This window comes from Rhizobium sp. YTU87027, assembly GCF_050644135.1.
In the GTDB taxonomy this organism is placed as follows: domain Bacteria; phylum Pseudomonadota; class Alphaproteobacteria; order Rhizobiales; family Rhizobiaceae; genus Rhizobium.
Map to the genome: position 1 here is coordinate 2,075,900 of NZ_CP098440.1, position 12,970 is coordinate 2,088,869.

Consider the following 12,970-nt stretch of genomic DNA (forward strand, 5'->3'; position numbering starts at 1 on the left):
TAGATCGGTCAAAGCATATCCAGCGGCTAGTCGTCGTGGCTGAGGATCACATCGAGAAACGCGTCGCCATATCGTTCAAGCTTCGATTGGCCGACACCCGAGATACCGAGCATCTCCTTGTGCGTCCGCGGTCGCTCGGTCGCAAACGCAATGAGTGTCGTATCGGGAAAGACGACATAAGGTGGCACGCCAAGCGAACGCGCGATCGCCGTTCGTTCCGCGCGCAAAGCTTCGAAGAGTACACCGTCTCCGCCGGATAGAACGGAGCGACGTTCGACCTGCGCCGTTCGCTTCGAACGTCGTTCCGCAGCCGGTCGATCCTTGCGGAAGAAGACCGACCGTTCACGCTTGAAGACGGCGCGGGCCTCCGGCTCGAGCTTCAGGGCGCCAAACGCCTCATTGTCGACCCGGACCAGTCCCATCGCAAGCAGTTGCCGAAAAACCGATTGCCACGTGCGGGCCGGCAGGTCGTTTCCGACCCCGAAAACCGGCATCGTCGTGTGGCCGAAACGCTCCGTCTTCTCGTTGACGTTGCCAAGTAGCACGTCGACCACGTGCCCAGTGCCGAACCGCTCGCCCGTTCGATAGATCGCCGCAAGCGCCTTGATCGCCACCTCCGTTCCGTCCCAGGTTTCTACCGGCTTCAGGCAGGTGTCGCAACTGCCGCACTTGCCCGCATGGGCTTCGCCAAAATGCGCGAGGATCGCCTGGCGGCGGCACGAGGCAGTTTCACAGATTGCCAGCAGTGCATTGAGCTTGGAGCGCTCGACGCGCTTGATTTCGTCGGCTGCACCACCCTCGTCGATCATCCGGCGGCGCTGGATAACATCGGCCATGCCATAGGTCATCCAGACTTCGGAAGGCAGGCCATCGCGGCCCGCGCGCCCCGTCTCCTGATAGTACGCCTCAACCGAGCCCGGCAGATCGAGATGCGCGACATAGCGCACGTTGGGCTTGTCGATCCCCATGCCGAAGGCGACGGTAGCGACGAGGCAAAGCTCATCCTCTTTTAGAAAGGCATCCTGGTTGGCATCGCGAAGCGCCCGGTCCATGCCGGCGTGATAGGGAAGCGCCCGGATCCCCTGCCCGTTCAGCCACTCGGCCGTATCCTCGACCTTGGCGCGGGACAGGCAGTAGACAATACCGCTGTCGCCTTTGTGTCCGGAAAGAAACCGCAGCAACTGCTGGCGCGGCTGATCGCGTTCGACAATTTCATAGGAAATGTTCGGGCGATCGAAACTGGTTGTAAAAACCTTGGCATTGTTCAGTGCCAGCCGTTCGACAATATCGTCGCGAGTGTGAGGGTCGGCCGTCGCCGTCAGCGCGATGCGCGGCACCCCGGGATAGTGTTCGGCAAGCCTGCCGAGTTCGCGATACTCCGGCCGGAAGTCATGTCCCCACTGAGAAACACAATGCGCCTCGTCGATGGCGAAAAGCGAGATCCGCGCGTTGCCAATCGTATCGCGGAAGCCATCCATGAGAATGCGCTCCGGCGTGACGTAGAGAAGATCGAGCTTGCCCGCAGAAATCGCCCGACGAACCTCGATAAACGCCTCGCGCGACAGCGCGGAGTTCAGCGCCGCCGCCCTGATACCGAGCTGCTTCATCGCCTCCACCTGATCGCGCATCAGCGCGATCAGCGGCGAAACGACGATCCCCACGCCCTCGCGGCAAAGCGCTGGAATCTGGAAGCAAAGCGACTTGCCAGCCCCCGTCGGAAAGAGGACCACCGCATCGCCGCCAGAGACGACGTGCTCAACCACCTGCTGCTGCTTGCCGCGGAAGGCGGGATAGCCGTAGACACGGTTGAGAATGCCAAGCGGCGAACGCTCCGCGCAGAACAACGCATCGCCAGCGGAAAATTGCCGATCTGACGAATCCATCAATGGCTCGCCGCTCCCTTGACGCGGCCGGAGAGCACGCCGAAACCGTCGATAATGGCTTCCTGGTTTTCGAGGCGAAGTCCCTCGAAATGGACCTCCTGCAGCGCACGCATCAGCTGGTCGATCACCTCACCGTTGCCAGCCTCGGTCGCCTCGGCGATCTCGCGTTCGAGCTCGATCTTCTGGAAGCGCAGAGCCTTGGCGCGCTTATGGAAGGCGAGCGCCTGCCGATATCCTTCGCGCGCATCCTCCATCGCCGCCTCCGATGTGGCGATCCAGAGGCGGGCATTGCGGATCTGCTGTTCAAGCCCCTGCAGCAATGAGCCGAAGCCCTGCTCCTCCATACGCTCAAGTAGATACTCGCGGGTCAGATGCGGCCCGGCGACGGCCGCAGCAGCCCCGAGCATGACAGACCAAAGCCTCTGCAGTTCGCGGTTGTCGTAGTCGATAGAGGCGATCTCGTCATACTCGTCCTGCATTAAGGCAGGATGATTGATAACCGTCAGCGCCAGCACGCTTTCCCGCAAGGCCGGGGTTTCCTGATGACCTTTAACCAGACCGGAACGTGCGAGCCGGTCGGAAATGCCCCCGCCAGAAAGACGCGGGCCACGCGGGCCCTCGTTGCCTCGGCCACGAGCTTGGCCAGAGCCACGATCGAAGCTTCGCCGCTCATTGCCGCGATTCTGGAATTGAGGCTGGAAGAAGCCGTTCAGGCGGTCGCGCATATCCTGCTGGTAGTGGCGACGCACATTTTCATCAGCAATGACGGCAACCAGCTGCTTCAGCCGCGCTTCCAGCTCTGCCTTGGCCTCAGGCGTCTCGAACTGCCCGGTATTGATTTCGCGACTCCAGATCATCTCTGCCAACGGCTTGGCCTGGCTCATCACCTTGTCGAAAGGCGCTCGGCCTTCATTGCGCACCAGATCGTCTGGATCCTTACCGTCAGGCAGCAGGGCGAAGCGCACCGTGCGGCCCGGCTTGATATGAGGAAGCGCCAGATCAGCGGCGCGATTGGCAGCGCGAATGCCGGCGCCGTCGCCATCGAAGCAAAGCACGGGTTGCGGCGTCATCTTCCAGAGGAGTTCGAGCTGGTTTTCGGTTAGCGCCGTCCCGAGCGGCGCCACGGCATTCTCGACGCCGGCCTGATGCAGCGCGATCACATCCATATAGCCTTCGACGGCGATGATCGTGCCCTCGCCGTTGGCGCCCTGTGTCGCTCGGCGGGCGCGCGCGAAATTGTAGAGCACGTTGCCCTTGTGAAAGAGCTCGGTCTCGTTGGAGTTGAGATACTTGGCCGGCGCATCCGGAGACATGGCCCGCCCGCCAAAGGCAATCACTTTCTCGCGGGACGATAGAATCGGGAACATGATGCGGTCGCGAAAGCGGTCGTAGGAGACCGGCACATCCGAGCCGTGGACAACCAGGCCGCAAGCCTCGATCTGTTCCTTGCCAATGCCCTTGCCCGCCAGAAACTCCTTGAGGGCATTGCGGCTGTCGGGCGCGAAGCCGAGCCGGAAGGTCTCGATCGTGCGTCCCGTCAGCCCGCGGTCGCGGAGATAGGCCCGTGCCCGCGCGCCGTTAGCGGTCTGCAACTGATCCTGAAAGAACTTGGTCGCAAGCTCCATCACGTCGAGAAGCGACGTGCGCTCCTTTTCGCGCTTCTCCATGACTGGATCGGCAACCGGCATGGCAACACCCGCCATGTCGGCGATCTGCTGCACGGCCTCCGGGAAGCTCAGCCCCTCCAGATCCGTCAGGAACCGGAAGTGATCGCCGGTTACGCCGCACCCGAAGCAGTGGTAACGCCCCTTGCGATCCTCACAGTGAAAGCTCGGCGACTTCTCGCCGTGAAACGGGCAGCAGGCCCAATAGTCGCCGCGCGAGACGTTGGTCTTACGCTTATCCCAGCTCACACGACGCCCAATCACGTCCGAAATCGGCACGCGATCGCGTATCTCGTCGAGAAAGGAATTGGAAAAGCGCATGTGAACCTCTTAATTGCGGTCCATATAAGCAGGTTCATCAGCACATGCCACGGCATTTGGCCAAAGGACGCGCTATTCACAGGAACCTACAACCTTCGGAATTCTCTAGGGCTGGGCGTTCAAAAATGCGTTACCACCCCTGCGACAGGGGGTGCGACACTGAAAGCCTCAACCCGCGTTCTGCGTGTATGCGAGGCTAGCGTGCCAAACGCCCATTTCTTACCAATCGTCAAAAATCGATGACAGAACAATAGCTTCGCAATTGCGCCAATGGTGATCGACTATCGCGAAGCGACAGCCTACGCCACCAATGACACACATAAGGCAGTCCCCGGCGCCAATCATTATTTTTTTGTAATTTGAATCACTTGCCGCGTCGCAATAACTTCAAGGCCAACACAGCGATCCCCGTGCGAGGCACCATCCCTACCCCCGGCGCCGCCTCGCAAGGGTGTCTTTGCAAGTAACCGGTGGCTTGGATCTCGGTCCTGCGTCGCCACCGAAAGCAAAGAGCAAGAAGGCAGGAGCACCCCCAGCTCCTGCCTTCTTTAATTTCACCCAAAAGTTTTAGGTTCGATATTTCCGCCTCCATCAGCGTCCGTGGAAGGCATTGACAGTTATCGCCCGATGCCTAATGAAAGCGACCTATCGGGATGGTCGAATGCCACATAAAGTTGAAGATTTCTTAGAGAGCGACGCCTTCTTCGTGGCCGTGCTGCATTGCGCCCGCGAAATGCTGACAATCTATCGCGAGAGTCCGCGCATCGCGTCGATCTTTGCCGCGCAACAGCGCTGGCTGATGGCCCATGCCGGCTTCGCCCTTCATTTCGGCTATCCGGGCGAACCGAAACTCGGCCTCTATTCGGGCCGCTTCATCGCCTTCGTCGTGGCCAACAAGATTGCAAGCCGAAACACCGCCGCAGCCTTCATTCAGGAAATGCTTGCCTACAGGTTCCTTCGTCCGGTCGAGAGTACAAGCGACAAGCGCACACGCCTGCTGGAGCCGACGGAAACCGCCCACGAACACTTTTTCAGATGGCTCGCCACCCATCTTTTCATTCTCGACAGTCTGGACGGCGGTAATCGGCTGGACCGCATCAACGCCGACCCGGCGGCCTTCTCCAGGATACAGCCGCTGATTTCCAAGGCGATCATCGATAGCGACGCCGTCCGTGACCCCGGCGCAACGTACAGTCTGTTCAACTGGGCTAATTCCGGCGGCCTGATCATGGACTACCTCATGAGCCGTATCGACAACTTCGATCGCAGCTCGGAACGGGCTTACATCGGGCCGCTGCCGCTCAAGGAAATCCGTGATCAGTTCATGATCTCCAACACGCACCTGAAACGCCTGCTGACGCAGGCGTCCGAAATGGGAAGCATCGGCTGGACCCAGCCGCCCTATAAGGGCGACACTTGGATATCGCACGCCTTTGTCATGGAATATTGGGGATATCAGGCGGCAAAATTCGCCGTTATCGACGCCGCCGCGGAGGCAGTGCTGGGGCCCGCCGCCAGAAAGACGGCGAGCCAGCGCTGATCAGTTCAGCTGTTCCTTGACGGCTCCGGAAGCCTTGGAGAAATCCATCTGTCCGGCATAGCGCTCCTTCAGAACGGCCATCACCTTGCCCATGTCCTTCGGGCCGGCGGCGCCGATCTCGGCGATGATCGCAGCGATGTTGTTGCGAACCTCCGCGTCGGAAAGCTGCTTCGGCAGGAAGTCCTGCAGCACGGTGATTTCGGCGCGCTCCTTGGCCGCCAGTTCCGGCCGGGCGTTCTCTTCGTAGATCTTCGCCGATTCGTCGCGCTGCTTCACCATCTTGGCGAGGATCTGCAGAATCTCGTCATCACTGGCCTCTTCTTTGCCAGCGCCACGATGGGCGATATCCCGGTCCTTGATCGCGGCCTGAATCAGGCGAACGGTCGAAAGTCGCTCAGCGTTCTTGGACTTCATGGCATCCTTGAGGGCGGCGGCGAGCTGATCGCGCAACATCATAATCACTCCTGTTTGAATGCCGCTTCATAAACCACGCGAATGCATGGGATCAAATAAATTGCGGAAAATGCCGGCAGAAAGCGCGAGAAAACCGGCAGAATGTACGGTACAAAGATTGACCTTGCGCAATAGCGTGGCTATTTACCGCCACCTGCACCAAAATTCGTGATCAGGCCTGAGAGCGCGTGCCTTGCCGCGCGCATATGCTTGCGAACCAAATGGCCAGCCAACGTTGCCCAAGAACGTGTGGCTGCCGGAAAACGGGATGAAGATGACCGCGACAGCACCCTGGACAACCGAAAAGCCGACCGCCCTGCTCGTTCTTGCAGACGGAACCGTCATTGAAGGCAAGGGGATCGGCGCGACCGGCAAGGTCCAGGCCGAGGTGGTCTTCAACACGGCGCTGACTGGATACGAAGAGATACTGACGGATCCCTCCTATCTCGGCCAGATCGTCACCTTTACCTTCCCGCATATCGGCAACATCGGCACCAACGACGAAGACATCGAAGACCTGACGCCCGCAGCACGCCACGGCGCGGTCGGCGTCATTTTCAAGGCCGACATCACCGATCCGTCCAACTATCGCGCCGTCAAGCACCTCGATGCCTGGCTGAAGGCTCGCGGCATCATCGGCCTTTGCGGCATCGACACGCGCGCGCTGACCGCCTGGATCCGTGAAAACGGCTCGCCGAATGCAGTCATCGCCCACGATCCGAACGGTGTCTTCGACGTTGAGACGCTGAAGGCGGAAGCCAAGGCCTGGAGCGGCCTCGAAGGCCTCGACCTCGCCAAGATCGCTTCGTCAGGCCAATCCTCGCAGTGGGCGCAGACCCCGTGGATCTGGAATGAAGGCTACGGCGAGCTTGCGCCCGAAAATGCCAAGTACCACGTCGTTTGCCTCGACTACGGCGTGAAGCGCAACATTCTTCGCCTGTTTGCCGGCCTCGATTGCAAGGTCACAGTGTTGCCGGCTACGACGAGCGCCGAGGACGTGCTTGCGATGCAGCCGGACGGCATCTTCCTGTCGAATGGCCCGGGTGACCCCGCCGCAACAGGTGAATATGCCGTTCCGGTCATCCAGAAGCTGATCAAGACCGACATCCCGGTCTTCGGCATCTGCCTCGGTCATCAGATGCTCGGCCTCGCGCTCGGCGCCAAGACCGAAAAGATGCACCAGGGCCATCACGGCGCCAACCACCCGGTAAAGGACCACACCACTGGCAAGGTCGAGATCGTCTCGATGAACCATGGCTTCGCGGTCGACACGAAGTCTCTGCCGGATGGCGTTGAAGAGACCCACGTTTCCCTGTTCGACGGCACCAATTGCGGCCTGCGGGTATCAGGCAAGCCGATCTTCTCGGTGCAGCATCACCCGGAAGCCTCCCCCGGTCCGCAGGACAGCCACTACCTCTTCCGCCGCTTCATCAATCTGGTGCGCGCGAAGAAGGGCGAGGAAGCCCTCGCCGAACGCTGAGACGCATCCGTTCCATTTTTCGAAAGCCCGCTTCCGGGCGGGCTTTTCTCGTTTTGAAGCGCCACGCGGAACAGCAGTTGCCGCCACGCGATATCCGTTTGAATAGTGTCGAGAGTGCTGATTTACTCAGCTTCCGGTCAGGAGGCCACCAGCCATGAGATTCTTGGTTCTAGCAGTTGCGTGCTTGCTCCCGACAGTATCTCTTGCCGCCGGGCCCGTGAAGGTCGATGCAAAAGATTACAGCTGCGCACAGCTCGCGCAGATCATCCGGCAATCCAAGAAGGTCTATGTCCGCCTCGGCTTCGGGGGCCGCAACTTTCGCTATCCGCCGGCCCAATGCGGTCCCGGGGACAAGCTGAGTACCGCCAGTTTGCGTGACCGTACCGGCAAGCAGTGCCTCCTGGATTACGCCTGCGTCAATGATCCGATGTCGATGTATAATTACTAGGTCGTAGATTATAAGCGCGCAGCCAGCGCCGGACTGAGGCGGGTTGGTCGCGCGACTATGCCGGAACGTATGTCAACCTAATCACGTCCGCGCCAATTCGATCGCTTGCCACGAGGCGCAGCGGCGGCCGCGGGCCGGCGAAGAACCGCTTGCCGTGACCAAGCACGACGGGGTGGAGGTACATTCGATATTCATCAACAAGACCGAGGTCGGTCAGACTTCGCGCCAGCTCGGGCCCGGCAACCTCAATCTCCCCATCCAGTCGAGCCTTCAGCTCGCGTATCGCTGCTTCGATGTCATCCGCGACAAGCGTGGCGTTAGGCCCGACTGATTGCAGCGAGCGCGACACGACCCATTTCGGTTGGCGCCGCCACGCCGCTGCATATTCACGCTCTTCCTCGTCCCACTCGGAATGGTCTTCGTCCCAATATCGCATCACCTCGTACATGCGGCGACCGTATACGCTTCCAGCAAGGCCGCTTACGTCGTCGATGAAATGACGAAAGAGCACCGGATCGGGCGCAAATTCCATGTGGTCGACATAACCATCCAGGGATTGGTTCAAAGCGAACACGAGCTTAGCCATGCCGAAAGATCTCCTCCTCGAGCTCCTCAAGAAAGGCCCGCCCGATGCCACGCAGAAATGAAGGTGGTGACAATCTGACGCCGCTTCGTCAGCGCGACCAGTAACCAGTGCGCACAAAGCAGACCCGCCCAACCACCACTCTCAGTCATTCCGATTTATGGGCTCACGGCCTGACCGGCGCGCCGGATGCGGGTGACGGGAGGGTTAGTCAGATGCGGTGGCCATATGTTTCGACCTATTGACCTCAACTTAACTTGAGGAATTACAACCCGCCTTTGTGACATCCAAAGCAAAGGAGATAAAGATGAACGGAGCGTTTTACCGGATCGACAAGTTTGCTGTTCCGGAGGCTGCGCGCGAGGAATTCCTGATGAACGTGCTGAAAACGCACGAAGTTTTGCAGGCACAGGAAGGCTTCATCAGCCATCAGGTTCTGGAACAGGTTTCGGGCCCTGGCGAATTCAACTTCGTGACGATCGCCCAATGGGAAAGTGCCGACGTGATCGACCGGGTCAAAGCCGTGGTGCAGGCGGCCCATCGCGCCCGAAACTTCGATCCGCAGGCGCTGTTCGAACGGCTCGGCATTCGCGCCGACATTGCCAACTACAAGCCGATCGCAGCTTGATCCCGAGTGGCCGGCTAGACGCCGGCCATGTTCTTTTCGCGGCGGAGAAGCAGATAGAAGCGTCCGCAAAGCATCACGGCTGCCGCCGCAAGCCCGACCAGGAATCCGAACCAGATGCCGATGCCGCCGAAGCCAAGCGGGAACGCAAAGGCCCAGGCGAGGAAGAAGCCGATCGGCCAATAGGCAATCAGCGCCAGGATCATCGGCACACGCGCATCCTTCAGACCGCGCAGCAGGCCATTGGCGATTGCCTGCAGGCCATCGACCAACTGGAAGAGCCCTGCCACAACGATCAACGGCCCGGCATAGGCAAGCACCTGTGGCGCCTCCGGCAACTTCGTATCAAGGAACCAGCTTCCCAGGAACTCAGGCGCAACGGCAAACAGGATGCCACCGACACCCGCGATCAGGCAGGCGATGACGACGACTGCGATCGAGGCCCGAACAATCGCTGTGTAATCGCCCTGCCCGTGCGCCACGCCAACCCGAACGGTTGCCGCCTGCGACAAGCCGAGCGGGATCATGAAGGCGATCGAGGCCCATTGCAGAGCGATACCGTGGGCCGCAAGCTCGATCGTCCCGATATGGCCCATCAGCAACGAGGCAACCGTGAAGAGGCTCACTTCGGCCAGGATCGTGACGCTGATTGGCAGACCAAGACGCACGACCTCCCAGAATGCCTTCCAGTCGGGACGCCAGAACCGCACGAAGATCTCGTAGCGGCGCGTGTCCGCCCTGCTCTGCACGTAGCCGAGGATGAACATGAAGCCAGCAGTCTGCACGACCACAGAAACGATCGCCGCACCTTCCAGCCCCATCGCCGGAAAGCCGAAATGCCCAAGCACCAGCGCATAGGCGAAGAAGGCATTCAGCAAGAGCATCGTGATCGTCACATTGAGAATGACAGCGGCGCGACCGATCGCACTGACGAGCGCACGCATGACGTTGTAGAGCAGGCCAGGCAACACGCCGAATTGACCGATCAGGATGTAGCCATGCGCCAGCGCCGCCACCTCGGGCTTCTGCCCGGCGGCAAGCAGGATCCGCTCGGAATTGAAGAATGCCGGCAGCATGATCACCCAATAGGCGAGCACGACCCAGAGCCCCATGCGCAGCGACCGGCGCACGCTGACGACATCGCCTCTGCCGTAGGCCTGCGCGACCATCGGTATGACGGCGATCGCAAACCCCGAGCCGAAGACGAGTATCGTGAACAGGAACTGCGCCGAGAGCACCATGGCGGCAAGATTTTCGGCGCCGAGGCGCCCCACGATCATCACGTCGGTGGTGTTGATGCCGAGTTGGGCAAGCTGTGCACCGATCAGCGGGATGCCGAGCGCCAGCGTGGCGCGAAAATGCGCAGCCCAATGGTTATCGGTTTTCGGCGCAAGCTTGCGCGCGTCGATCGGCGTGTCCATGACACCAGTCCTGTGATTGAATCGCTGATTGGCCGCAAGTTGCGGCAACATAATCAGGAGGGCTTAGATCAAAGCCCGGCAAAGAACTACTCAAAATCATGCAAATGATGAAAAATTCATCATCGCATCACAAATCCTGATAGCTCATTCTGCCGGCTGCTCTACCACCTTAGCCGTCTTGACGGTGCGGACCTTGGCGAGAAACACGATCGCTGCAATCAGGATGATAATGGCCGCCAGCAGATACGGCGCACCTGCAAAGCGCACCGGCGCTTCTGGCCCCGTAAAGTAGCCGAACATCTGCGTAAAGATGAGTGGCCCGACGATCGTCGTGATGCTGCTGAGGCTTGTGAGTGCCCCTTGCAACTCGCCTTGGGCTGACGGCGGCACCTTGCCGGCCGCAATGCTTCGCAGCGGCGGGTCGGCAACGTTTTCCATGACAGTCAGCACGATCACCGCGTAGACCATCCAGCCCTCCCAGGCGAAGGCGTAACCTGTCAGCCCGACCACGGAAAAAGAAAGACCAAGGACTGCTGTCTTCCACTCACCGAGCACCGGCACGATTTTCGGCAGGACGACACCCATGACGAAGGCAGCGCCAATACCATAGATACCTAGCGACAGCCCGATCTGCCCCTCGCTCCAGCCATAGCGATAGGTCGACACGAAGGACCAGACGGCGGGATAGACGGCATGCGCCAGCCAAAAAAGGAACATGACCGCGCAGATAGGCCCAATACCGGCGTAGTTTCGCATCTGCTTCAGAGTGCCCAACGGATTGGCGCGCTTCCACTCGAACGTCCGGCGATGCTTTGCCTCCAACGTCTCGGGAAGCATGAAGTAGGCGGCAACGAAATTCACGAACGACAGAGCCGCAGCCCCTAGGAATGGCACGCGGGGACCGAACTCGCCAAGGAAGCCGCCGATGACCGGACCGATCGTGAAACCGACGCCGAACGCAATGCCGATCAAGCCGAAGTTCTTCGCCCGATTATCATCATTGCTGATGTCGGCGATGTAGGCGGAACAGGTGGCAAAGCTGCCGCCACTGAACCCGGCAAGGGCGCGACCGATGAAGAGCATCCAAAAGCTCGTCGCCACCGCGCAGATGAAGTTGTCGATCGCAAACGTCAGCACTGACAGTAGCAGAATCGGTCGCCGCCCGAAGCGGTCGCTGAGATTGCCGAGGAATGGCGCAAACAGGAATTGCATGACCGCATAGACGACGAGCAGCCACCCACCTTCGAGTGCCGCCTCGCTCACGGATCCCCCGGTCAATTGTTCGAGATAGGCCGGCAACACAGGCATGATGATCGCGATCCCGATCACGTCGAGAAACAGGATCATGAAGACGAGGAAAAGCCCACGGCGAACGAATTTCGGATCGAGCATCAAACATCTCTACAGCAGGTTGTTTTCTGAAAAGACGATCTCGTCGCCGGTCATGTTACATAGCTCACGCATTTTAGGAAACAATCCGTGAACATTTCAAATCTTTTGATAGGCTCACGACTTATGTTGATCGAGAACCGGAACAAACGGCGATTTTAGCCTCTTTCCGCTGCTCGCCTTTGACGAAGTCGACGAAGGCCCGAAGTGCGGGCGGCATATGCCTGCGGCTCGCATAGTAAAGAAAGGGGCCGGAGAATTCCATCACCCATTCCTCGAGGATCGGCACCAGCGCTCCCGTCTCCATGGCAGGCGCCAGGGCCTCCTCGAAGGTCCGGATGACACCGAGTCCTGCGACTGCGGCCGAAACTTGCATGTCGATCGCGTTGGCAATGATCGGCCCCTTCGGCGTAATCATCAGCGTCTCGTCCCCCCGCTCGAACTCCCAGGGCAACGCGGCACCGCTGAGGAAGCGATGCCGCACGCAATCATGCTCGAGCAGATCGCGCGGGTGACGTGGAACACCGCGCCGCTTAAGGTAATCAGGCGCGGCCGCCGTGACATATCGTTGCCTGCGCGGTCCGATTGGCACTGCGATCATGTCGCGCTCCAACCGCTCGTCATAGCGGATGCCGGCATCGTAACCGGCCGCCAGCACGTCGACGAATGTATCCTCGCCGACGATATCGAGCGAGATTTGCGGATAGCGCTTGAGGAAACGGTTGGCGAGATCGGGCAGAAAAAACCGCGCTGCAATTGTCGGCACATTGAGGCGAAGTGTCCCGCTCGGACTATCGCGAAAGCTATCGAGTTGCTGCAGAGCCAGGGAGACCTCGCCCAGGGCAGGTGTAAGACGCTCCAGCAGCCGCTCGCCCGCTTCTGTCGGCGTAACACTGCGGGTCGTCCGGTTGAGCAGGCGAACGCCGACGCGCTCCTCCAGTCGCCGCAGCGAGTCGCTGAGCGAAGAAGCCGAGACACCGCGCTTGCGGGCGGCGGCACGAAAGCTGCGCTCCCTTGCAACGGCCGTGAAGGCATCCAAATCATCGAGGGGAAGATCTTCCATTGTGCATTTTCCCGTACAGGCTGTTCGCATTGATACAGATTATCGTACGACGCCAGGCGCGGTAAGACTACTCCCGACGATCAACACCGACACGACGAAG

The 12,970-nt window shown here is 60.0% G+C and carries 11 protein-coding genes; 4 read left to right on the forward strand and 7 right to left on the reverse strand.

Annotation, left to right across the window (positions count from 1 at the left end):
* Positions 1-26: 26 nt before the first annotated feature.
* Positions 27-1,883 carry a DNA helicase RecQ gene (recQ, locus tag NBG89_RS10410; RefSeq protein ID WP_431319899.1) on the reverse strand — a complete coding sequence of 619 codons (1,857 nt, stop codon included), beginning with the start codon at positions 1,881-1,883 and terminating at the stop codon, positions 27-29.
* A complete protein-coding gene (dnaG, locus tag NBG89_RS10415; RefSeq protein ID WP_431319900.1) occupies positions 1,883-3,868 on the reverse strand; it encodes a DNA primase in 1,986 nt (661 codons plus the stop codon). Before dnaG ends, recQ begins: the two co-directional genes overlap by 1 nt.
* Positions 3,869-4,529: 661 nt before the next feature.
* Between dnaG and NBG89_RS10420 the strand changes: the two genes are divergently transcribed.
* A complete protein-coding gene (locus tag NBG89_RS10420) occupies positions 4,530-5,408 on the forward strand; it encodes a hypothetical protein (protein WP_431319901.1) in 879 nt (292 codons plus the stop codon).
* Here NBG89_RS10420 and NBG89_RS10425 read toward each other — a convergent pair whose 3' ends face one another.
* Positions 5,409-5,861, reverse strand: coding sequence for a GatB/YqeY domain-containing protein (locus NBG89_RS10425; protein WP_431322662.1), 453 nt, complete (start codon positions 5,859-5,861; stop codon positions 5,409-5,411).
* A 274-nt stretch (positions 5,862-6,135) separates the two neighbouring features.
* On the opposite strand from NBG89_RS10425, the gene carA reads away from it, so the two are divergent.
* Entirely contained in the window at positions 6,136-7,341 is a 1,206-nt protein-coding gene (gene carA / locus NBG89_RS10430; RefSeq protein WP_431322663.1) for a glutamine-hydrolyzing carbamoyl-phosphate synthase small subunit, read from the forward strand.
* 154 nt (positions 7,342-7,495) lie between these two features.
* A complete protein-coding gene (locus tag NBG89_RS10435) occupies positions 7,496-7,789 on the forward strand; it encodes a hypothetical protein (protein WP_431319902.1) in 294 nt (97 codons plus the stop codon).
* 55 nt (positions 7,790-7,844) lie between these two features.
* Here the strand turns inward: NBG89_RS10435 and NBG89_RS10440 are convergent, their stop codons facing one another.
* The gene (locus tag NBG89_RS10440; protein ID WP_431319903.1) at positions 7,845-8,375 is read right to left on the reverse strand and encodes a dihydrofolate reductase family protein; all 531 of its coding nucleotides are present in this window, start codon (positions 8,373-8,375) and stop codon (positions 7,845-7,847) included.
* A gap of 304 nt (positions 8,376-8,679) precedes the next feature.
* Here NBG89_RS10440 and NBG89_RS10445 point away from each other — a divergent pair, with 304 nt between their 5' ends.
* On the forward strand, positions 8,680-9,000 hold the full coding sequence (locus NBG89_RS10445; RefSeq protein WP_431319904.1) for an antibiotic biosynthesis monooxygenase family protein: 321 nt from the start codon (positions 8,680-8,682) through the stop codon (positions 8,998-9,000).
* A 14-nt stretch (positions 9,001-9,014) separates the two neighbouring features.
* Here the strand turns inward: NBG89_RS10445 and NBG89_RS10450 are convergent, their stop codons facing one another.
* The 3 genes from NBG89_RS10450 to NBG89_RS10460 form a co-directional block, all read right to left on the reverse strand.
* On the reverse strand, positions 9,015-10,418 hold the full coding sequence (locus tag NBG89_RS10450) for an MATE family efflux transporter (RefSeq protein ID WP_431319905.1): 1,404 nt from the start codon (positions 10,416-10,418) through the stop codon (positions 9,015-9,017).
* A 144-nt stretch (positions 10,419-10,562) separates the two neighbouring features.
* Entirely contained in the window at positions 10,563-11,810 is a 1,248-nt protein-coding gene (locus NBG89_RS10455; RefSeq protein ID WP_431319906.1) for a TCR/Tet family MFS transporter, read from the reverse strand.
* 121 nt (positions 11,811-11,931) lie between these two features.
* A complete protein-coding gene (locus NBG89_RS10460; RefSeq protein ID WP_431319907.1) occupies positions 11,932-12,870 on the reverse strand; it encodes a LysR family transcriptional regulator in 939 nt (312 codons plus the stop codon).
* Positions 12,871-12,970 lie beyond the last annotated feature (100 nt).

What these genes read in the sequence shown, in the direction of transcription:
- NBG89_RS10425 (WP_431322662.1), bottom strand. Translation starts at nt 5,861, where the DNA reads ATGTTGCGCGATCAGCTCGCCGCCGCCCTCAAGGATGCCATGAAGTCC.
- NBG89_RS10445 (WP_431319904.1), top strand. Translation starts at nt 8,680, where the DNA reads ATGAACGGAGCGTTTTACCGGATCGACAAGTTTGCTGTTCCGGAGGCT.
- recQ (WP_431319899.1), bottom strand. Translation starts at nt 1,883, where the DNA reads ATGGATTCGTCAGATCGGCAATTTTCCGCTGGCGATGCGTTGTTCTGC.
- dnaG (WP_431319900.1), bottom strand. Translation starts at nt 3,868, where the DNA reads ATGCGCTTTTCCAATTCCTTTCTCGACGAGATACGCGATCGCGTGCCG.
- NBG89_RS10440 (WP_431319903.1), bottom strand. Translation starts at nt 8,375, where the DNA reads ATGGCTAAGCTCGTGTTCGCTTTGAACCAATCCCTGGATGGTTATGTC.
- NBG89_RS10420 (WP_431319901.1), top strand. Translation starts at nt 4,530, where the DNA reads ATGCCACATAAAGTTGAAGATTTCTTAGAGAGCGACGCCTTCTTCGTG.
- NBG89_RS10460 (WP_431319907.1), bottom strand. Translation starts at nt 12,870, where the DNA reads ATGGAAGATCTTCCCCTCGATGATTTGGATGCCTTCACGGCCGTTGCA.
- NBG89_RS10455 (WP_431319906.1), bottom strand. Translation starts at nt 11,810, where the DNA reads ATGCTCGATCCGAAATTCGTTCGCCGTGGGCTTTTCCTCGTCTTCATG.
- NBG89_RS10450 (WP_431319905.1), bottom strand. Translation starts at nt 10,418, where the DNA reads ATGGACACGCCGATCGACGCGCGCAAGCTTGCGCCGAAAACCGATAAC.
- NBG89_RS10435 (WP_431319902.1), top strand. Translation starts at nt 7,496, where the DNA reads ATGAGATTCTTGGTTCTAGCAGTTGCGTGCTTGCTCCCGACAGTATCT.
- carA (WP_431322663.1), top strand. Translation starts at nt 6,136, where the DNA reads ATGACCGCGACAGCACCCTGGACAACCGAAAAGCCGACCGCCCTGCTC.